Here is a 20,066-nt window from a genome sequence, read left to right on the forward strand (position 1 = left end):
GATGGGCGGCCAATCGCCATTGACCAAGCCGGAAGTAGGAGCGTCAACGTGCGGCTGCAATCATTGCGACCTCTTGCTCGATGCGGTCGCACGCCTGTAGGCAGGCGTCGGCAAAAATGTACACCTGTTCGACGCTCATGAGCATCATGGCGCAAACTCCCGGCAACTGGGCGGCGTTGATACGGTTTTCGACGATCCCTTCAAATCGTCCAAAGCGATCAAACACACTGATGACCCCCGCAGACGACATCGACGGCGAAATCAAAACCGACCGTTCGAAGAAGCGGAAGTCCTCGGTGTCGATGCGCGCCCTCAGATTAGCGATATCGACGCGAAACTGCTCGACGACCCCAAGCTTACCGTTCTGAATTTTTTCCATGTCGGCCCAACGTTCCGCTACGTCGCTAGCCTCATTGCGAGCGATGCGTGCCAATTCACGGACACGCCATGCGGCCGCATGAAGCGGCCGCATGGCCATCAACAACGCCGTTTGATGCTGGCGATCACTAGTGCGAATCTGACGGGAAAGAAAAAAGATAGAGGGAACGGCTACAGCGGCAGCGGCCCATCCGCTGAGGACGCCAACCCACTCGCGAAAGCAGCTACCGTTGTCCTCTGGCGCGCACCAGTTTTCGGCGCCGCCCTGCCACAGAATGTAGATGAAGATGCCTGCGACCAATGCGTAGGCGACGCCCCAGCCGGTGTAGTAGCCAAAATCTTTGTCCCGATTGTCCATTTCGTTGCTCCTTTAGGCACGACGCTATCGCGCCGCCGCGCAGTTTCGCAAGGTGGGGTTGCGTGATGCGCGAGAACGACACCGCCCTGGATCAAAGAAGGGAAATGGCAATGCGCAGAAGCCAGCATCAGACCAGCCGCAGACTGTCGACACGTCGGTTTCACCGGCAGCAGTGGCACCGGAAGCGGCATTGGATCTCGGTGGTGGTTCGCCCGCTCCAGCAACAGGGCTGCAACACCAGGAGCAGCAATTGGCAAGCGGGCCGCAGCCAGGTCGCACGCGCAAGGCGCTGGTGATGAATGTCGTCGCGAGGCGAGGGGCGACGGGCGGGGAACCACGCAAACCGGCAAAGATGAGGAATACTTCGGCCTCGAGCGAGAGAACCCGAGCAGTGGCAGCCACAGGGAACGTTACCGATTTCGTTCGGCGACGCGTCGGCGCCCGGGCCCATGACACTTTTCACAGTCGTAAAAAAGAGGGCGCATGGATCACATGCGCCCTCTTCGCTTCATTTTCTTCAGTGTCTTGAAGCGATTACCGCTCCTTGGTCACGCCCTCGAAGCGCGAGAGCCAGGGGCTGACGATCATCCCCTTCACATCGCTTCGGTACGCTGCCGTGTCGATCACTTCCGAGAAGGGCTGGATCGACATGACGATCTCGTCCATGTACTGCTGCACGCCCTCGTAGAGCTTGGCCTGCTTGGCCGGGTCGCGCTCGACCAGGGCCTCCTCGATCATCTTGTTCAGCTTCTCGTCATGGAAGCTGGTGCGCCAGCTCTGATAATTGGTGAGCTTGGCGTCGTCCGAATTGTCGGGATTGTAGGCGATGGAGCGCAAGTTGTTGTCGGGATGCGGCTGCTGGCCGCCGCCGCCACGGCCGAGGAGCAGCTCGAAGTTCCGCTCGCGCATCGCGCCGTAGATCTGATCGCCCGAACCGCTGATGAGCTCCGCCTGAATGCCGGCCTGGGCAAGCGTGTTCTGGATGGCTGTCGCCGCCTTCATGAACGGATCTTCGGACAGGACCCGCAGCGTCGTCTTGAAACCCTCCGGATAGCCTGCCTCGGCAAGCAGTGCCTTTGCCTTGGCCACATCCAGCTTGTACCCCTCGTCCGGCAGCGCACCGAGAACGCCCGTCGACAACGGCCGCTGATGCAGCTTGCCGTAGTAGGGCATCACGGCCTTGTCGAGACCGTCATAGTCGATCAGATAACGCAGTGCTTCACGCACCTTCTTGTTGGCAAACCGCTCGTCCTTCATCGAGACGCTGAGATAGTAAAAACCCGAGCCCGGTGTCGATGCGATCGCAATCGCCTCGTCGGCTTCGAGCGACTTCAGGTCCGGCGCCTGCAGGGAATAGGCAACATCGATGTCGCCTTTTTCCAGAAGCAGCCGCTGCGACTGGGATTCCGGCAGATGGCGCATCAGCACCCGCTTCATTGCGGCCTTTTCACCCCAGTAGTCGTCGTTGCGCGTAAGGATGATGTACTCGTTCGACTTCCACTGTGTGAGCGTGAAGGGACCGGAACCGGCGGAATTCAGGGTCAGCCAGGCGGCGCCAAGATCGCCGTCCTTCTCGTTTTCGAGAACCGTCTTGCTGTCGAAGATGGAGCCGGGGCCGTTCTGGGCAAGGATCATCAGCAGCAGGTTCGGGTCGTCGGGTTTCGGCAGATTGATAACGAAGGTGTGGTCGTCTTCGGCGACAAAGGCCTTGTCGGCCTCTTCGAGCGTAAAGCCTCGTGTCTTCAGGAAAGACGACTGCGCGAGATTACGCGCAAGCAGGCGCTTCAGGCTCCAGGCAACATCCTGAGCCGTGACCGGGTTGCCCGACGCAAATTTCGCATCGCTGCGCAGGTGAAAGCGGATTGAATTGCGATCGTCGGAAACCTCCCAGCGCTCGGCAAGGCGTGGTTGGACACTGCGGTCCTTCGGCGAAAGAATGACCAGCGTGTCGTAGATGTTGTTGAGGACCTGAACGGTCTCGCGGCCAGTGATGGCAGCGGGATCAAGCGTCAGGATGTTGCTCATCGTCGTTGCGACGACGAGTTGATCTTCCGGCGTTTCGGCGTAGACGCCGTATGGCGTTGACGCGATGAGAAGCGCGCCGAACGCGACCGTTGCTAGAAAGCGTTTCATGTTTCCTCCTATTGCGGCCGCCCATCAGGGAGTTCGGCCTTCCGGTTACACGTTCTGCCCCGCCCGTTCCTCCACAGGCACAAGGACAGATCACCCAAGAATTTCGGCAACGGGTGCTGCAAGCGCCCGGCCGATCGCCGCCGTGGCAGCGGCTTCGAGATGGACCCCATCGGCCTGCGAGGCGCGCGCGACGGAGCCGGCATCAAAGAAGGCGTGTCCAAGTTCATCTGCGAGCTTGCGGTAGAGCGGAGAAAGTCGCTCGGATTCAGCAACGTTGCGTCCAGCCGCTGGCACCCCGCCCGGACCGGCGCAACAGGGTGGAGGGGCAACGATCAGCATTTTCGGCTTCGCACCACTTGGCTTGTAAGGAAAAGTGTCGATGATCTGCGCCAGCCGGCGCACGCCGGAAACCGCTCCCTCCGCCCGTCCGCCATGCACGGGCTTGATGTCATTGGTACCGAGCATCACGATGACGAGATCGAGCGGCATGTGGCTTGCGAGCGCCACTTGCAGCGCTTTGGCACCATTGCGGCATGCCGGTCCACCGTGGTCGTCGTAGCAGGTCGTGCGGCCGCCAAGCCCTTCGGGAATGACCTTTGCCGTACCGTTGAGTTCACGCGAGAGCACCTCGGGCCAACGACCTTCAGGCGCATGGCGCAGACCGGTCTGCGGATCCGCTCCCCACGTCAGACTGTCTCCAAAAGCGAGAATGGTCTTCATGAAAGATGCCTTGCTTCTTACCGCACCCGGTTGTTTTCGATGAACTCGAAGTTGATGTCCTCGCCCAGCCCCGGCCGATCCGGGACATGCACATAACCCTGGCGATCCATCGGATCGGACAGCGATTTCAGGTAGTCGTGTCCGTCGTCGTATTCGAGGAACGGGTGAAGCAGCCCGCGTTCGTACCAGCGGCAATTCTTCGTCGCCGCGACGACATGCAAGTTCATCGCCGTGTTGCCGTGTACCTCGCACTCCATGCCGAAGGCCTCGGCGAGATGCATCGTTTTTAGTGCGGGCGTGATGCCGCCAACGTCATTCACCCCGGTTCGCAAGATGTCGCAGGCGCCCGCCTTGATCCATTCGGCACGGTGCCAATGTTTGCCGCCGGCGCTTTCCGGACCAACGACGGGGATATCGAGATTGTCGGCCAGCCACTTGTAGGAAGACAGCGACTGCTCATCCATCGGCTCTTCGATCCAATCGAAGCCGAGCTTTTCCAGTCCCCGCCCCAACTCGAGCGCATCGGTGCGCGAGTACCAATGAAAGGCGTCGATCATCAGGCGGATGTTCGGCCCGACGGCTTCGCGCACGGCCGCACAGGCCTTGATGTCCATTTTCACGTCCGGCGCCCAACTGACAGGCGGCATCCAGGTGTGCAACTTGATGCCTTTATAGCCGCGCTTGACGAGGGCTTCGGCAAAGCGACCGTAGTCTTCGGGTGTTGCGAGCCCGCCTTCCAGTTCATCGCCGCACATGATGGAACCGTAGGCTAACACCTTGTCGCGATAACCGCCGACCAACTTGTATACAGGTTGTTTCAGAGTCCGCCCGGCGAGATCCCAGAGGGCGCAATCAACGACGGCCAGCGTGCGATCCGTGAGCTGGGCTGCTGATCCGCGTTGCCAATGGGCAAGATCCTGCCAAAGCCGCTCGCGATCTCGGTGGTCCTGACCAATCAGGACTTTCTTGACGAATTTGTCGATGACATGCGACCGCACGATTTCCGGCGCCGTGAATGAATGCCCCGCATGACCGTCCTCCGTGCGAACAGTCAACATCGCTTGCTCTACCTGGTGCGGCGGGCCGGGATGCGCGTGACCGGCGCTGTCCGAATGGCGGCGCGTGGTCGTGCGGAAAACCCGCACTTCGACGTCGGTGATGATCATTGGTCCTCCGGCATGTGAAAGGCGCGGCCTGGCCACACCAACTTGTCTAACGTTAGATTAGACAGATATCAGTCAACCTGTCAAACATGTATGACATATTTTTAGAATATGCCTGATAAGAATATAGCCACCCTGCGTTCACAGATGCCGAGAATGAGCTTGTGTGGGCATCAAGAAGTTGAATGAAAAGAAGCTCGGTGCGCTCCACGCCCGTTGCGAAGAGGCCGCTCGACGACCGCAGTTCGGCGCCGCAACATTATCCTCATCTTCTGGCGGACGCGCAGGTCGCTGCTATTGAACGGCTTCGTGACAGCGGGAGACCGGGCCGGTCATCGCGCAGGAGCTCGGCATGGCCCGCTCAACGGTCGGGCTGGTCTTGCGGCGGCTCGGGCTTAATCGTCTGGCCTTGCTCCAACCCAAGCTGCCGGTGGTCCCTTGCGAACGGCACGGGCCAGGTGAGATGATCCATCTGGACATCAAGGAGCTAGGTAAGATCAACGGTATCGGTCATCGGTTCCTGCGCAGGAGGCCCGGTATGCACACCAACAAAGGCCACGGCTGGGACTTCCTGCACGTCGCCATCGATGACGCCTCCCGTCTGGCCTATACCGAGATCCTGCCGTCCGAAGGCCAGGCAGACTCGACCGACTTTCTCAATCGAGCCTTGAGCTGGTTCAGCCGGCTTGACGTGAAAACCGAGCAAATGATGACCGACAATGGCTCGGCCTATCGCTCAGCTGCTTGCCACAGCCTTACGGCAGGCCGGTGGCCGACATATTCGAACCCGACCCTGTACTCCTCGCACAAATGGCAAGGCCGAACGCTTCGTCCAGTCCGCCCTCGGGCCTATGCCAACCCATATCATTCCCGGTTGCACCGATCACAGGCCGCAGCAGACTGGACCACTCACTATAACCTTATGCGACCCCATGCAGGCATTGCAGGAACAAGCCCATTCCAAGGACTGAACAACCTACTTGGAAACGAGACCTAGGCTACGCGAGCGGCAGAAAACGCTCGCTCCAAATCCGCCTTGAGGTCGTCTACATCTTCCAATCCGACTTGCAGGCGCAGGACCGGCCCTTCGCTAGGCACGGGCGTCACCTTGCGTTCGTCAAGATTGACATGAAGCGCGAGCGAGGCAAATCCGCCCCAGGAATAGCCCAGGCCGAATATGGATAACGCGTCCAAAAAGGCCTGCGCTTTCGTCTTGAACTGATCCTCACGCTCGACACGAAGGACAAACGAGAAGACACCGGTGGCCCCCTTGAAATCGCGCTTCCAGATGTCATGCCCCGGGAAAGTCGGCAGCGCGGGGTGCAGCACACGTTCGACGTCGTCGCGACCTTCAAGCCACGTGGCGATCTCAAGCGCGCTTTTCTGATGGCGCTCAAGCCGGATTCCAAGTGTCCGCAGGCCGCGAAGTACCTGGTAGGCATCATCAGGTGCAGCGCAAAGGCCCAGCAACCCGTTCACTTCCTTCAACCACGGCCAATGCTCAACGTTCGCAGAAACTGTTCCGAACAGGATATCCGCGTGACCGGCCGGATATTTGGTGGACGCCTGGATGGAAATATCAACGCCGAAGTCCAGTGGCCTGAAATAGAGCGGCGTCGCCCAGGTGTTGTCCATCATCACGATTGCACCACGACTGTGGGCAACCGCGACGATCGCGGGAATATCCTGGATCTCGAACGTGTTGGAACCGGGTACCTCGGTGTGCACGAGCCGCGTATTCGGCTTGAAGAGGGTCTCGATTTCGGCCCCGAGCGAGGGAGCATAATAGTCCACTTCGATGCCAAGGCGCGCCAACATGATGTCGCAGAACTGGCGGACATTGCCATAGACGGAATCGACGATCAGCGCGTGGTCACCGGGAGCGAGATAGGCAAGCAATGGCACTGTGACCGCCGCAAGTCCGGAGGGCACAAGGATCGTGCCGGCTGCGCCCTCCAGTTCATTGATTGCGTCGCAAAGTGCATCCGTGGTCGGCGTCCCGCGCGTCCCGTAGGTATATTTCTGCCCGTGCGTTTCCATCGTCCGTGCGTCGGGAAAGAGCACTGTCGATCCGTGAACGACAGGGGGACTGATAAAGCCGCGCTGGCTGTCGGGATCATATCCCGCCTTGATCAGCTGTGTTTGCGGACCCGGTTCGACGGTGAGGTTTGCTTTGTAATTCATGGTCGCATTCTCATTTGAGGACAGAGGATCGCTTACGAACTATGGCCGATCACCGGCCAGATGGCGCTCCAGGAACGGCAAATTGTCCTGTCCCCAATAGAGTTCACCGTCATAGCGATAGGTCGGGAAACCAAAAACGCCGCTTGCTAAGGCATGTTCGCGATCTTTCCCCCATTTCGCCTTGACGTCATCATCCGCTTCGCGCCGAACCAGCGCCGCACCGTCGAGCCCCGTTTCGTGCGCAATCGCGCCACGGACATTTGGATTGCCAATATCCTTGGCCTCGGCCCAAAACGCATGCTGCAAGGCGCTCGTGAGGCCGGTCCAGTCCTTGCCATCGAGAAAAGCGGCGATCACGATCAGTGATGCTGGCGTCGGATCACCGAGCGCCGGCCGGTTTTCCAGAAGCAGTGATTTCCCTCGCACACCGGCCCAACGTTTGAGGTCTCGTGCGCCATAGGCACGGCGTGCATCCGGCCGATTTCGCGAGAAGATGCCCCCGTTTTCTTCGACAACAGTGGTCAAATAGGGCCTGATCTCAGCACCATGACGGGTCGCAAGGTCGACCAGGCCATCGAAACCAATATGGGACCACGGCGAGCCGATCGAGAAGAAGTAATCGATTGTCTTTGTCACTTTGATTGTCCTGCTTGCAAGGCTTGATGCGCTCGGTGCCATTGTTCTCTAGGCCGCCCTTTGGTCGGCAGGCGACCACCCGAGCTCGGGAGCGATATGTGTTACAAAGTCACGGACAATCTGGCGGTAATCCTCATCCTCGAATTCGTACGGAAGCTCGAGCCTCAGTTCGTGGACATGCGGCAAAATCGGGTCTGCATGCAACCGTTCCAGGATCTCGTGCGAGGTGCCGACGAGGTCGCGGGCATAGAGCGTTCGTCGTTCCCCCTGCGGCGCCAGAGTTCGCTCTGTACGTCCGATCGCGTAGTCGAGATAGCGCTTGCGCGTTCTTGGATCCGCACTATCAAGGGGAACGATGACCCGGCCAAGCGCCACGCGCCTGCCCTCGCCGCCCGAGGATCGATAGAGCGCAAGCTGGCGGGCCTGCGCCACGAAAAACGCGTCCGTCTCCTCGCCGGTCGTGACGTTGCCGATCAACAGATTGAAGCCGTGGCTTCCGGCCCAGGCGGCCGAACGCAGCGACCCGCCGCCATACCACAGCCGATCGGCGAGCCCCTTGGCATGCGGCTGCAGCCGCGGGCGTTTCGCGCCAAAGGGCGTCTTGATCAGCGTGTCGTCGTCGCCCAGCGAGCCGCTACGCAGGTTTTCCTGAAAACGCAGTACCCGCTGGTGCGAAAAGTCGTAAGCCGACCAGTCGCCGTCAAAGGCGAGAGGCCCGATAAGATCGAGATGCGGCGGCTTGCCGGCGCTCAGGCCGACATTCAGGCGACCGCGCGACAGCACGTCGACAGTCGAAAGGTCTTCCGCCAGTCGATAGGGGTTTTCGTAACCGATCGGAATGACCGCTGTACCGAGCTCGATGCGACTTGTCCTCTGGGTGGCGGCCGCGAGGAAGGCGGCGGCCGAGGAGATGCCAGGTTCCAGATGCCGCTGGCGGACCCAGGCGCTGGCAAACCCGAGCGCCTCGCCATATTCCAGGAGTGCCAAGGTCTTTTCGAGTCCATCCAACGGATCGTCCGCGGGGTAGTTGCCGGGGCTGAGGAAGCCGATATGGCTGATCGATATCTTGTTCCGCGTCACGCCATTGCTCCTTAGAACTTCGGAAGGCCGGGCGGATTGGTCTCCGATTTCGGCAATGCCTCTTCCTGCAGGTGCCAGCGCGCGAGCACCTTGCCGTAGGTCCCGTTTTCGATCAGGCCGTTGGTGGCGATGGTCAGCGCATTGGCGAGCCCGCTGCCCTTGCGGGTGGTGATCGCCACGTCGGAGCGCTCCGGCCAGCCGGCGCTCAAGGTCCCGACCCGCTTGATGTTCTTGTCACGTGCGGCGATGAAGACGAGCTGCGCATGCGGCTGAACGATGACGTCGGCGCGACCGGATGAGAGCGCCACCAGGCTCGTCGCCTCGTCGTCGTAATATTGCAACTCCAGCGGTTTCAGACCCGCAGCGACATTCTCCTCGCTCCATTTGAGCAGGATGCGCTCCTGATTGGTGCCGGCGCCGACGATGATCCTGAGGCCCGCCGCGTCCTTCGGTTCCTTGATCGCCGCAATCCCGCTGTCCGCCCTGACGAAGAAGCCGTGCAGCCCCTGGCGATAGGTCGAGAAATCGAACTTCTCCTTGCGCTGTTCCGTGACGCCGACATTGGAGATGACCGCGTCGTACTTGCCCGACGTCAACCCAAGTGGCCAGTCGATCCAGGCGGTCGGCACGAGCTCGAGTTCCAATCCCAGGCTGTTGGCGATGGCGCCGGCATATTCCGGATCGGCGCCGATGACCGTACGCGCATCGGTGGCGTAAGTGGCAAGTGGCGGCCCACCGGGGCTGACCCCGACGGTGAACTTGCCCGGCGTCACGAACTTGAAATCGACGGGGATTGCAGCGACAGCCGCCTCGTTGCGAACAGCCTGGATGCGCCCCGGCTGTTCCGGGCTGAGATCGAAGCCGGCATCGGCCGTCGCCGAAGCGACCTGTAGAAGGGTTGCCGCTGCTGCGGCGACAAGGATGCGAAAGGCGGACTTGCCAATCATGCTTTTGGTCTCCGGATGAATGCAGAAACCGGACCGGCGGCGGCACCGCCGATCCGTTGGGCTAGGATCAGGAACCGCTCTTCGGGAGGCCTGGCGGGTTGGTCTGGGCAGCATCGACGGCTTCCGCGCCGAGGCTCCAACGCTTCAGCACTTCACCGTATTTGCCGTTCTTGATCAGGTCGTTGAGTGCGATGGTGACGGCATCGGCCAGGCCACCGCCCTTGCGGCTAGTGACGGCGATCTCGGCGGTTAGCGGCCAGCCGCCGCTGACGATGCCGACCACCTTGGTGTTGTTCTTGATCGAGGCTGCATAGGCGCGGGTGGCATTGGGATTGAACTCGACATCGGCGCGGCCCGACTGCAAGGCGAGATCGCCGGCGGCGCGGTCGTCGTAGTATTGCACCTCGATCGGCTTCAGCCCGGCGGCGACATTCTGCCGGTCCCATTCGAGAATGATCTTTTCCTGGTTGGTGCCGGCCCCGGTGATCACCTTCAGCCCGGCAATGTCCTTCGGCTCCTTGATCGCCTCGATCTTGCTGTCGGACTTGACGAAGAAGCCGAGCACGTCCTTGCGGTAGGTGGAGAAATCGAACTTCTCCTTGCGCTCCTCGGTGACCGTGACGTTGCTGATGACCGCGTCATATTTGCCGGAGGCAACGCCGAGCGGCCAATCGGCCCAGGCGACAGGAACCAGTTCAAGCTCGAGCGCGAAGCTGTCGGCGAGCAACGAAGCGATATCCGGATCGGCGCCGACCACGGTCTTCGAATCCGAGGCGTAGGTCGCAATCGGCGGATCCCAGGGATTGATGGCGACGGTAAACTTGCCCGGATTGACGAACTTGAAGTCGCCAGCGATCGCCTTGATCGCCGCGTCGTTCTTTTCCGCGCGCACGCGGTTCGACGTGTCGGGGCTGAGGTCGAATTTCTCCTCGGCATGGACGGGGCCAAGTCCGAGGGTCAGCGCCGTAACGGCGCCAGCCAGAAGCAATTTTACAGTGTTGAGTATCGGCATAACTCTCTCCTTTCAATCATTGGTTGCGGATGATGGCGAAGCTTCGCCGTCGGGACATGCACGGCAGTTGGTGTCAGAGAACGCGCGCGAGGAATTCGCGGGTGCGCGGATGTTTGGCATCGGAAAAGACCTGGACCGGAGGGCCTGCCTCCAACACGCGACCCGCCTCCATGAAGACGACGGTGTCGGCGACCTCGCGGGCAAAGCCGGTTTCATGGGTGACGATGACGAGCGTCGTGCCGGTGCGCGCGAGTTCCTTGATCACGTCGAGCACTTCGCCGACGAGTTCCGGATCGAGCGCCGAGGTCGGCTCGTCGAAGAGCAGCACCTTCGGACGCAGCGCCAGCGCACGGGCAATCGCGACGCGCTGCTGCTGGCCGCCCGAGAGCTGGCGCGGATAGGCGTCGATCTTGTCGCTGAGGCCGATGCGGGCGAGCAGTTCCTGGGCAAGGCGCACCGCCTCCTCGCGCTCAAGGCCGCGCGCGTGAATGGGCGCCTCGATCAGGTTTTCGAGCACGGTCAGATGGGGGAAGAGGTTGAAGTTCTGGAACACCATGCCGATATCGGCGCGCCGTTTCAGGATGTCTTTTTCCTTGAGTTCATAGAGCGTGTCGCCCTTCCGGCTGTAGCCGACGAGTTCGCCGTCGATCGCGATGAAGCCGTCATCGACGCGCTCCAGATGATTGATGGCCCTGAGCAACGTGGATTTGCCTGAGCCGGACGGTCCGAGGATCGCCGTGACGCTGCCCGCCGGCAGATTCAGCTCGACCCGGTCGAGGACTTGCAGCGCGCCGAAGCTCTTCGAGATCCCGTGCACATGCACCGCGCCGCCGGCGCGAAGATCCCGGGCATCGCCGAAGCCGACCTTTGCGGTTGCGGCGGCCGGGCGGACCACCTCCGGCAGCGGCCGCCGAAAGCGCGCGACGAGCGCCTGGAAAGGCAGCGGCGCCGGATTGCGCACCGCCCCGCGCGAATAATAGCGTTCGATGTAATGCTGGGCGATCGAGAGCCCTGTCATGATCACCAGGTACCAGACGGTCGCCACCATCAGCAGCGGAATGACCTCGAGATTGCGGCGATAGATGACCTGCACCGTGTAGAACAGCTCAGGCAGCGCCAGCACGTAGACCATCGAGGTGCCCTTGGCGAGACCGATGATCTCGTTGAAACCGGTCGGCAGGATCGAGCGCATGGCCTGCGGCAGCACGATACGGAACGCCTGGCGCCGACGCGGCAGGCCGAGGGCCGCGGCCGCCTCGTGCTGGCCCTGATCGACGGCAAGGATGCCACCGCGCACGATTTCGGCGAAGAAGGCCGACTGATTGAGCGTGAGCCCGAGGAAGGCGGCCGCGAAAGGCGTCAGGAGCTGCGTCGTCGGGTAGGTCAGCCAGACCGTACCGGTAAAGGGCACGCCGATCTGGATGGTCTCATAGAGGTAGCCGAGATTGTTGAGGACCAGCAAAAGCACGATCAGCGGGATCGAACGCAGCAGCCAGATGTAGCCGAAGGAGAGGCTCGCAAGCAGCGGCGATTTCGACACGCGGGCAAGCGCAAGTGCGGTCCCGAGCAGCGAGCCGGAGACAGTCGCAAGTGCCGTCAGAAGCAGGGTGCGGCCAAGGCCTGCGAGCACCGGCTCGGCGAAGAACCATTCGGCGAAGACGGGCCAGCCCCAGCGCGGATTGGTCAACACCGAATAGAGGACCCCGGCAATGACAAGGGCTGCAAACAGCGTGCCGAGCGCGCGGCCGGGATGGCGCGCCGGCACGATGCGGTAATGGGCATAGCCGGGGTTCGGCTCGCTCGTCCGGCTGACACCGGGCGCGCCGGCAAGATCGCTCAGAACTGCCATGGTGGATCCTCTCTCAGAAATCGGTTGGCGGCCGGCGCAGCAGACGGCGCGATCGGTCGGTGTCAGACGTGGCTTGCGGCCTGAGGCGGCGGCACTTCGGCCAGGAACGCCAGAGTCGTGACGAGATGGGAGATGTTTTTCTCGAACGGAAGCGTCTTGTAGATCTCCGGATCGGTCTCGACATCGAAGAGTGCTGTGTATCCGTTGGCGAGATAGAGCCCGACCGCCTCCGGCTGGCGAAAGCCGGTGGTCAAATAGACACGCGAATAGCCCTGTCGTGCCGCCTGCGCCTCGAGTTCGAAGAGCACCTTGCGCGCCAGCCCCTGTCGGCGGAGATCGGAGCGGGTCCAGATGCGCTTGAACTCGGCGGTGTGCTCGTCATAGTGCTTGAAGGCGCCGCCGCCGACGGCTTCGCCGTTGCGGATCAGAAGCACGAAGTTGCCGCCATGCGGCGGGGCGAAGGCTTCCGCCGGGTAGCGGTTCATTTCGGCAGCCGCCCCCTCCTCGCTGAAATAATTGCCGTAGCGGCTGTCATATTCGACGATCAGCTCGTCGATCAGCGGCTTGGCACGGGGATCGAGGGGCGTGGTGTAGAGAAACGTGTCGCTCATGTCTTTCGCCATCCCTTGGTCGTCATGCGAGATAAGTTTCCACCAGCCGGACCCAGTAGCGGGCGGCCGGTGCGATGATCGCGTCGTTGAAGTCGTATTGGGCGCTGTGGAGCGCCGCGCTGTCGCCGTTGCCGACGAAGGCGTAGTTGCCGGCCTTCTCCTCCAGGAAAAACGCGAAGTCTTCACTGGCCGTGCGCGGCTTGAAATCTGCAATGATCGCGTCGGGGCCTAAGGCCTTGAGCGCGACATCGCGGGCAAAGTCCGTTTCGGCGGCGTGGTTGACCAGCGCCGGAAAGCCGAGCCGATAGTCGACCTCGGCCCTTGCGCCAAAACTCTCGGCCTGCGCCCGCGCCAGCGCCTGGACACGCTCGCCAAGCAGGCGGCGGACGTCGTCATTGAAGGCCCGCAGGGTCAGTTTCAACGAGACGCTTTCGGGGATGACGTTCGACGCCTGGCCGCCATGGATGGAGCCGACGGTGACGACGGCCATATGCTGCGGGTCGACATTGCGCGAAACGAGGCTCTGAAGCGCGGTAATCAGCGATGCTGTCGCCAGCACTGGGTCGACGGTCAGGTGCGGCTCGGCGCCATGGCCGCCCTTGCCGACGACCGTGATATTGGCCTGGTCGACGGACGCCATGGCCGGGCCCTCGACGAAGCCGAAACGGCCGGCGGGCACACCCGGCCAGTTGTGCAGGCCAAAGATCGCATCGACTGGGAAGCGCTCGAACAGCCCCTCCGACAGCATCTTGCGCGCCCCGGCGCCAATCTCTTCGGCCGGCTGGAAGATCAGTCGCAGCGTGCCGTCGAGACGCCCCTCCGAAGCCAGAAACCTGGCGGCGGCGAGCAGGATCGCCGTATGGCCGTCATGGCCGCAGGCATGCATCACGTCCTTATGGCGGCTGGCATAGGCAAGCCCGGTCGCTTCCTCGATCGGCAAGGCGTCCATGTCGGCGCGAAGGCCGATGGCCCTGTTGCCGCTGCCGCGCTGCAACGTGGCGACGATGCCGGTGCCGGCGATGCCGCGGCTGACTTCGTAACCCCAGGAGACCAGCAGATCGGCAATCAGTCCGCTCGTGCGCTTCTCCTGAAAGGCAAGCTCGGGATGCTGGTGCAGGTCGCGCCTGACGGAGACGATCTCGTCGAGGAAGGTGGCGAGGCCACGCTCGACCGTGGCGGATCTTTGTGTGTCGGTGAGGATGAGGTTCATGGGGGTACCTCCGCCAAAGCCAATCAGGCCCCGACGGCCCTTCCCCGCTTGCTTTCCACCGCCGGCGTCGCATAGCGGCTCTCGCGGTAGGGGAGCCCCAGGTGATCGCGCAGCGTCTCTCCTTCAAGGTCGCGCTTGAAGTAGCCCTTGCCTTCGAGGATCGGCAGCACATGCGCGGCGAAATCGGCGAGCCCTTCGGCAATCACCGGGAAGCCGAGGATGAATCCGTCGGCGGCATCCTCCTCGATCCAGCGGATGATCTCGTCGGCGATATGTTCGGCCGTGCCGATGAAGGCGGTTTTCGGCGTTGCAACGTCGAGCGCGATCTCGCGCAGGCTGGCGGCGGTCTCGCGCGCCGTCTTCTTGATGCGGTCGGTTGTCGCGCGAAAACTGTTCTTGCCGATATCGCCGATGTCGGGGAACGGCGCATCTAGCGGATAGGCGCTGAAATCGTGGTGGTCGAAGAAGCGGCCAAGATAGAGCAGCGCTTCCTCGATCGTCACCAGATCGCGGATGGCCCTGTACTTCGCCTCGGCCTCCTCTGCCGTCGCCCCGACGATCGGGCCGATGCCGGGAAAGATGCCGATCTCGGCGGAACGGCGCCCCTGCGCCACCGCACTCTGTTTGACCTGCTTGTAGAAGACCTTGGCGTCTTCGATCGGCCCGCCATTGGTGAACACCGCGTCGGCGTGCTTGCCGGCAAGCCGGACGCCGGAATCGGAGGCGCCCGCCTGGAAGACGACCGGTTGCCCCTGCCGCGAACGCTCGATGTTGAGCGGCCCTTCGATCCGGAAGAACCGTCCCTTGTGGTTGAGCCGGCGCAGCTTCGTCTTGTCGGCATAGACGCCGGTTGCCCGGTCGCGCACGAAGGCGTCGTCGTCCCAGCTGTCCCAGAGCCCCTTGATCGCATCGAGATATTCGTCGGCGATTTCGTAGCGCAGTTCGTGTTCCGGATGCTCGCGCCCGTAGTTGCGGCCAGACCCTTCGAGCGGCGAGGTTACCGCGTTCCAGCCAGCGCGGCCGCCGCTGATCAGATCGAGCGAGGCGAACTGGCGGGCGACCGTGAACGGGTCACTGTAGGAGGTCGAGACCGTGCCAACGAGGCCGATCTTCGAGGTCGAGGCGGCAAGCGCCGACAGGATCGTCAGCGGCTCGAAGCGGTTGAGGAAATGCGGGATCGACTGTTCGTTGATGTAGAGGCCATCGGCGACGAAGGCGAAGGCGATGCCGGCGGCCTCCGCCTTGCGCGCGGTGTCCACGAAGAACGAAAAGTTGACGCTCGCATCGGCCGGCCCGCTTGGATGTTTCCAGGCGTTCATGTGTCCGCCCGGCCCCTGCAGCATGATACCGAAAGTGACGTTCTTCTTGGTCATGACAGATCCTTCCCGGAGTGATCAGGCGGCGAGCGACAGCCGCTCGCGTGCGATGAGTTCGACCGAAGCGAGGCGCTCGGCGGCGCCGACCGCGGGCGTTTCAATGACGAATTCCTCGACCCCGTAGCGGCGGTGCAGGGCGTCGAGTTCCTGGCGCACCTGCCGCGGCGTGCCGGTGAGCACGCTCGGTGTCTTTTCCTCGATGCGGTAATCGCTAAAGCCGGCCTGGCGGGCATAGTCGGCGGCCTGCTCCTCGCTGCCGACATTGACGCTCTGGCCATTGCCGAAGAACACCTTGAAAATCTTCAGCTCGGCGACGCGCTGGCGCGCCCGTTCCTCGCTGTCGGCGGCGAAGGCCGCGAGCGCGAGCAGCGGTCGCTCACCGCCGGTCGCCCGCTCATAGGCATCGAACGTCTTTTGCAGATTGTCGGGATCGCCGTTGAGATGGCCGGCGAAAACCAGCTTCCAGCCCTTTTCGGCGGCAAGGACGGCGCTGTCGACGCTTGCTCCAAGCAGGAAGCGTTCCGGCGCGACAGGCGGCAGCGGTGTGGCGAGCAGGTCGGAGTGTTGTGCCTCCTGCGGCAACAGATAACGATTGAGATCCGCCAGCTGCTCGGCGAAATTCGGTCGGAGCGCGGGATCTATCCCCGCCTGCAGCGCCCTGGTCGAAAGCGGAAATCCGCCCGGCGCCTTGCCGACGCCGAGGTCGACGCGCGATGGCGCAAGGCTGGCGAGAAGATTGAAGCTCTCGGCCACCTTGTAGGCGCTGTAGTGCTGCAGCATGACGCCGCCGGATCCGATGCGGATCTTCGACGTTTTCGCCAGCAGATAGGCGATCAAGATTTCCGGCGCCGAACTCGCTAGCCCCTGAATGTTGTGGTGTTCTGCGACCCAGAAGCGATGATAGCGCCATTCCTCCGCCTTCGCGGCGAGCTGGGCGGTCGCGTGAAGGGCCTCCGTTGGCGTCCTCCCCGGATCGACGGGGCTCTTGTCGAGAAGGCTAAGCAGATAGGACATGGTTCGGAGCTTTCATCGCCATTTACGATAGAAAATTATTAAATACATATTTTTTATAGATTATAGGAATGACGTTCTCTTTCGCTGCGCGAAACAAGAAAAGTTGCCGCTTCCACTCTGCCCAACAGACGATACCTTTCTTCTCGGTTGAAAGTCCGCGGACGGGGAAGATCGGTACCGAGGCAGGAGGCGGGCGCAAGGCCGTCGTCGCGAGCGATCCCGTGTGTGGGTGACTGCCAGCCCCCGCTCTGCAGTCGGGGCCGTCTATGAGCTTAAGCCGGACGATCTGGCGAGCGACAGGACGCGGTAGGCGTGGCTGTTGGTGGCGGTCCCGTGCGCTCTAAAGGTCGCTTGCTTGAACGGCGGCTGAGCTGGTCTTGAAGCGGAAGCTGTCGTTTCCTGTTTCCAAGATATGGCAACGGTGGGTCAAGCGGTCGAGCAGAGCGGTCGTCATCTTGGCGTCACCGAAGACCGTGACCCACTGTAGACGCCGAAACGCCAACGGCAACTCCAGGAAGCGCGCGTCATTGCGGAGAGCACCAGGCTTACGTTGGATAACCGCAAGGTAATGCCGCCAGTCGTAAATCGTTCGCGGTGTTTTGTCGTGACTGCGTTCTATGATCCGCGGATGTTCGCAGAGGATGTTGCCCTCGGCTGCAAAGACCAGCCGCTCGGGATAAATCCACAGGCTGACGGGTCGGCTCGCAAAGGATGCCAGCACGCTGCAACGATTACGCTCGAAGGTGATCAGGCGTCGGCGAGACCCGCTTTTAGCTTCGACCCAAATTGCACAGATTGGTCGAAAGCTCCGTACGCGCCGTCAGAAAACGGCGTCGATCTGGCTGTCACGTTTCGACGATCGTTGAATCGATGAGACATCAAGTGATGTCATGGCGTCGCGAGGACAGCCGCCGCGGTCGATGAGCCCTACCCGCGCTAAAAAAGACAAAAGTATTTCTGCTCGAACAAAACGAGCCTGAAGTGAGTTTCTACCAGCGAATTTAGATCAATTCTGACAAAATCCAAAAATATCAGAATCTTGGCGGAGGGATATTCGCTGCAATAGAGCATCAGTTTATATGTATGCTCGAACATCAGCCGGAAGACGATTCGGGAAATTACGCCGAAATGCTTGATCTGAAGACGGTTCTGGTTGTCTCGCTGGCGACCGCAAGCCTCCAAGCGGTCGCCTGGATCTTCATATGGCGGGCGTGGCGTCATCTCTACGAGCTCAAGTTCCTCGCCGCAGGGTTTGGGGCTATCGCCCTTGGCCTCCTCCTGATGATTGTGCGCGGCCCGGAACCTTCGGCCCTGGCGATCGTGGTGCACAATATAGTCATCAAGCTGGGTCTCGTCCTGCTTGCCGAAGGGCTTGCCCGCTTCCTGGGGCAGCCCCGTTACACCTGGATCGGCGTGTCGCTTCTTTTCTGCCAGATCGTGATCTGGAGCGCGGCTGTAGCGGTCGATACCGACAACATCGCGATCCGCATTCACAGCTCGACCGTCTTCACGGTCATCATGATGTCGGTGATGTGCCTGGGTCTCCTGCGAGACAGGACGCAGCCGTCGCTCCTGCGCTGGATCACCATCGGCCTTCTCGCCGAGTATATGGTGGCAAGTATCGTGCAGAGCGTCGCCGAATATCGCCTGTCCGCTGATTTCGACGGCGGCCCGATCCTGGCCGATCGCAACGCCTGGTACCTGCTGCAAGGCACACTCTTCCTGATCGCTTTTTTCGCTTGCCTCCTCTTCATGGTGAGTGCGAGGCTCTCCGCCGATCTGCGCGGGAAGCACGATGCCCTGTTGCGGGAAGTCGAAGAGCGGCGGAAACTCGAGGGTAAACTGAATGCCAGCCTCGAGACCGAGCGTGCCTTGCGTGACGAGCAGGCGGATTTCATGCGCGTGGTCAGTCACGAGTTTCGTACGCCCTTGGCGATTATTCGCAACGCTGCCGACATGATCGGCCTTGTCGGAGAAACATCACCCGCTGCAACCCGAGAACGGCTCGCCGGCATCGAAGAGGCGCTCAATAGACTCTTCTCCCTCATCGACAGGTTCATGGCGGATGACCGGGAAAATGGCTTCCAACCCGAGCCATTGCAGCTCGGCTCCCTAATCGGGGATGCACGACTGCATTTTGAGATGACGGAACGCGGCGATCGTCTGCATTTCAGTCCGATCGACGAAACAATCTCACTCCACGGCGACCCGGACATGCTTGGAACAGTGATCATCAATCTGATCGACAACGCCCTGAAATACGCGCCGGACGACCCTTCAATCCGCATAGAAGCCTGGGAAGAAGCGGATTTCGTCATAGTCCAGGTCCGCGATCGGGGCATCGGAATTCCCAGCGCCGAAATCAGCAAGATCGGGCGCCGCTTCTTTCGGGCCTCCAACGCCAAGGCGAGCACGGGTACCGGCCTCGGGCTCTACGCGGCTCGCAAGTTTCTCGCCTATCACGGCGGGACGTTGCAGCTCGTCACGAACGGCCAAGCCGGAACAACAGCCATCGTGCGCGTGCCATCGTCGCACGAGGTGCGCACCGATCTACGAGAGGAGATGAGAGCGTGACGCACATTCTGATCGTGGAGGACGAAATCAGGTTGCGCAAGGATCTGGTCGATTTCCTCGGACTATGCGGATTTTCGGCCAGCGGAGTTGCGACAGCCCATGAGCTGCAGCAGGCCTTGCAAGAGGGACGTGCGCCTGATGTCGTCATCCTCGATGTGGGACTGCCGGATGGAAACGGCTTCGAGCTCGCAAGCCAGCTTCGCAAAACCCATCGCTGCGGCATCATCATGCTGACAGCGCTCAGTGACAGCGACGACCGCATCCGAGGCTTCGAGAGCGGCGCCGATATTTATCTCGTCAAGCACAGCACGCTGCGCGAGATCGAGGCTGCGACCCGCAGCCTGCTACGACGCAACGGTCCCCTGTCCGCTTCCACGAACGGCGACGGCGATCGATGGGTGCTGGATGGCACCAACTGGCTTTTGACCGCCCCCAACCACCGTTCGCTCAAGTTGACGGCGACCGAGTTCGCCTTCATGCGTGCACTGTGCAGCCGCGGCGGCACCTGCCAGCGCGAAGACCTGCTGGAGATCCTCGCCCGTCCCAGGTCGAATTTCGGCAACGGCCATCTCGATGCCATTGTCAGCCGACTGCGTCGAAAAATCGAGGAAAGCACCAACCTCACGGCTCCGATCAAGGTCGTCTACGGCGTTGGATATACCTTCACAGCGACGGCAATCGTTGAATGAGTATCTTCAAGACGGTGGCGCCGGATGTTCGTATCGGTCATTCGGTTGATTCACGCCTGGAACGCCATCGTCGATGCGAGCGGCCACGTTTTGCGCACCACCCGCGCGTATTGCTGCAGAGAATAGATCGTT

The 20,066-nt window shown here is 61.5% G+C and carries 17 protein-coding genes and 1 pseudogene; 3 read left to right on the forward strand and 15 right to left on the reverse strand.

Annotated features, from left to right (window positions below; translation table 11 throughout):
- Positions 1-43: 43 nt before the first annotated feature.
- From OKW20_RS22150 to OKW20_RS22165, 4 genes are all read right to left on the reverse strand, one after another.
- Positions 44-736: a hypothetical protein gene (locus tag OKW20_RS22150; RefSeq protein ID WP_429175365.1), complete on the reverse strand. Its 693-nt coding sequence runs from the start codon at positions 734-736 to the stop codon at positions 44-46.
- Between the two features lie 534 nt (positions 737-1,270).
- A complete protein-coding gene (locus tag OKW20_RS22155; protein ID WP_429175368.1) occupies positions 1,271-2,869 on the reverse strand; it encodes an ABC transporter substrate-binding protein in 1,599 nt (532 codons plus the stop codon).
- Positions 2,870-2,959: 90 nt separating this feature from the next.
- Positions 2,960-3,589 (reverse strand): SGNH/GDSL hydrolase family protein, encoded by a 630-nt coding sequence (locus OKW20_RS22160; RefSeq protein WP_429175370.1) that lies wholly within the window; start codon positions 3,587-3,589, stop codon positions 2,960-2,962.
- 17 nt (positions 3,590-3,606) lie between these two features.
- The gene (locus tag OKW20_RS22165; RefSeq protein WP_429175373.1) at positions 3,607-4,755 is read right to left on the reverse strand and encodes a mandelate racemase family protein; all 1,149 of its coding nucleotides are present in this window, start codon (positions 4,753-4,755) and stop codon (positions 3,607-3,609) included.
- Positions 4,756-5,104: 349 nt separating this feature from the next.
- Here OKW20_RS22165 and OKW20_RS22170 point away from each other — a divergent pair, with 349 nt between their 5' ends.
- Entirely contained in the window at positions 5,105-5,749 is a 645-nt protein-coding gene (locus OKW20_RS22170) for a hypothetical protein (RefSeq protein WP_429175376.1), read from the forward strand.
- Here OKW20_RS22170 and OKW20_RS22175 read toward each other — a convergent pair.
- The 11 genes and pseudogenes from OKW20_RS22175 to OKW20_RS22225 form a co-directional block, all read right to left on the reverse strand.
- Positions 5,746-6,936 carry a cystathionine beta-lyase gene (locus OKW20_RS22175; protein ID WP_429175378.1) on the reverse strand — a complete coding sequence of 397 codons (1,191 nt, stop codon included), beginning with the start codon at positions 6,934-6,936 and terminating at the stop codon, positions 5,746-5,748. The genes OKW20_RS22170 and OKW20_RS22175 overlap by 4 nt on opposite strands.
- A 39-nt stretch (positions 6,937-6,975) precedes the next feature.
- On the reverse strand, positions 6,976-7,572 hold the full coding sequence (locus OKW20_RS22180; protein WP_429175381.1) for a 2-hydroxychromene-2-carboxylate isomerase: 597 nt from the start codon (positions 7,570-7,572) through the stop codon (positions 6,976-6,978).
- Between the two features lie 48 nt (positions 7,573-7,620).
- The gene (locus OKW20_RS22185; protein ID WP_429175384.1) at positions 7,621-8,652 is read right to left on the reverse strand and encodes an LLM class flavin-dependent oxidoreductase; all 1,032 of its coding nucleotides are present in this window, start codon (positions 8,650-8,652) and stop codon (positions 7,621-7,623) included.
- An 11-nt stretch (positions 8,653-8,663) separates the two neighbouring features.
- The gene (locus tag OKW20_RS22190) at positions 8,664-9,599 is read right to left on the reverse strand and encodes an ABC transporter substrate-binding protein (protein WP_043619661.1); all 936 of its coding nucleotides are present in this window, start codon (positions 9,597-9,599) and stop codon (positions 8,664-8,666) included.
- Between the two features lie 67 nt (positions 9,600-9,666).
- Positions 9,667-10,611 (reverse strand): ABC transporter substrate-binding protein, encoded by a 945-nt coding sequence (locus OKW20_RS22195; RefSeq protein ID WP_429175388.1) that lies wholly within the window; start codon positions 10,609-10,611, stop codon positions 9,667-9,669.
- 73 nt (positions 10,612-10,684) lie between these two features.
- Entirely contained in the window at positions 10,685-12,460 is a 1,776-nt protein-coding gene (locus tag OKW20_RS22200) for an amino acid ABC transporter permease/ATP-binding protein (RefSeq protein WP_429175391.1), read from the reverse strand.
- A gap of 62 nt (positions 12,461-12,522) precedes the next feature.
- Positions 12,523-13,071 carry a GNAT family N-acetyltransferase gene (locus tag OKW20_RS22205; protein WP_429175416.1) on the reverse strand — a complete coding sequence of 183 codons (549 nt, stop codon included), beginning with the start codon at positions 13,069-13,071 and terminating at the stop codon, positions 12,523-12,525.
- 22 nt (positions 13,072-13,093) lie between these two features.
- Positions 13,094-14,281: a M20 aminoacylase family protein gene (locus tag OKW20_RS22210; RefSeq protein ID WP_429175419.1), complete on the reverse strand. Its 1,188-nt coding sequence runs from the start codon at positions 14,279-14,281 to the stop codon at positions 13,094-13,096.
- Between the two features lie 23 nt (positions 14,282-14,304).
- Positions 14,305-15,654, reverse strand: a complete 1,350-nt coding sequence (locus OKW20_RS22215; RefSeq protein WP_429175421.1) for an LLM class flavin-dependent oxidoreductase — start codon at positions 15,652-15,654, stop codon at positions 14,305-14,307.
- A gap of 21 nt (positions 15,655-15,675) precedes the next feature.
- Positions 15,676-16,671, reverse strand: a complete 996-nt coding sequence (locus OKW20_RS22220; protein WP_429175424.1) for an MsnO8 family LLM class oxidoreductase — start codon at positions 16,669-16,671, stop codon at positions 15,676-15,678.
- 421 nt (positions 16,672-17,092) lie between these two features.
- Positions 17,093-17,441, reverse strand: a pseudogene (locus OKW20_RS22225) (Mu transposase domain-containing protein); the annotation flags it as partial.
- A 358-nt stretch (positions 17,442-17,799) separates the two neighbouring features.
- On the opposite strand from OKW20_RS22225, the gene OKW20_RS22230 reads away from it, so the two are divergent.
- Together OKW20_RS22230 and OKW20_RS22235 are read left to right on the forward strand one after the other, a co-directional pair.
- Positions 17,800-19,245: a sensor histidine kinase gene (locus OKW20_RS22230; RefSeq protein WP_429175428.1), complete on the forward strand. Its 1,446-nt coding sequence runs from the start codon at positions 17,800-17,802 to the stop codon at positions 19,243-19,245.
- Positions 19,242-19,934 (forward strand): response regulator transcription factor, encoded by a 693-nt coding sequence (locus tag OKW20_RS22235; RefSeq protein ID WP_043619671.1) that lies wholly within the window; start codon positions 19,242-19,244, stop codon positions 19,932-19,934. The genes OKW20_RS22230 and OKW20_RS22235 overlap by 4 nt, the downstream gene beginning before the upstream one ends.
- The last annotated feature ends 132 nt before the right edge of the window (positions 19,935-20,066 follow it).

It is taken from the genome of Ensifer sp. LBL (assembly GCF_050435225.1).
GTDB lineage: Bacteria > Pseudomonadota > Alphaproteobacteria > Rhizobiales > Rhizobiaceae > Ensifer.

Excerpts from the sequence above, each read along its gene's own strand:
- OKW20_RS22170 (WP_429175376.1), top strand. The coding sequence starts at position 5,105 with ATGGCCCGCTCAACGGTCGGGCTGGTCTTGCGGCGGCTCGGGCTTAAT.
- OKW20_RS22210 (WP_429175419.1), bottom strand. The coding sequence starts at position 14,281 with ATGAACCTCATCCTCACCGACACACAAAGATCCGCCACGGTCGAGCGT.
- OKW20_RS22160 (WP_429175370.1), bottom strand. The coding sequence starts at position 3,589 with ATGAAGACCATTCTCGCTTTTGGAGACAGTCTGACGTGGGGAGCGGAT.
- OKW20_RS22195 (WP_429175388.1), bottom strand. The coding sequence starts at position 10,611 with ATGCCGATACTCAACACTGTAAAATTGCTTCTGGCTGGCGCCGTTACG.
- OKW20_RS22165 (WP_429175373.1), bottom strand. The coding sequence starts at position 4,755 with ATGATCATCACCGACGTCGAAGTGCGGGTTTTCCGCACGACCACGCGC.
- OKW20_RS22155 (WP_429175368.1), bottom strand. The coding sequence starts at position 2,869 with ATGAAACGCTTTCTAGCAACGGTCGCGTTCGGCGCGCTTCTCATCGCG.
- OKW20_RS22190 (WP_043619661.1), bottom strand. The coding sequence starts at position 9,599 with ATGATTGGCAAGTCCGCCTTTCGCATCCTTGTCGCCGCAGCAGCGGCA.
- OKW20_RS22150 (WP_429175365.1), bottom strand. The coding sequence starts at position 736 with ATGGACAATCGGGACAAAGATTTTGGCTACTACACCGGCTGGGGCGTC.
- OKW20_RS22200 (WP_429175391.1), bottom strand. The coding sequence starts at position 12,460 with ATGGCAGTTCTGAGCGATCTTGCCGGCGCGCCCGGTGTCAGCCGGACG.
- OKW20_RS22230 (WP_429175428.1), top strand. The coding sequence starts at position 17,800 with ATGCTTGATCTGAAGACGGTTCTGGTTGTCTCGCTGGCGACCGCAAGC.
- OKW20_RS22220 (WP_429175424.1), bottom strand. The coding sequence starts at position 16,671 with ATGTCCTATCTGCTTAGCCTTCTCGACAAGAGCCCCGTCGATCCGGGG.
- OKW20_RS22175 (WP_429175378.1), bottom strand. The coding sequence starts at position 6,936 with ATGAATTACAAAGCAAACCTCACCGTCGAACCGGGTCCGCAAACACAG.
- OKW20_RS22205 (WP_429175416.1), bottom strand. The coding sequence starts at position 13,071 with ATGAGCGACACGTTTCTCTACACCACGCCCCTCGATCCCCGTGCCAAG.
- OKW20_RS22215 (WP_429175421.1), bottom strand. The coding sequence starts at position 15,654 with ATGACCAAGAAGAACGTCACTTTCGGTATCATGCTGCAGGGGCCGGGC.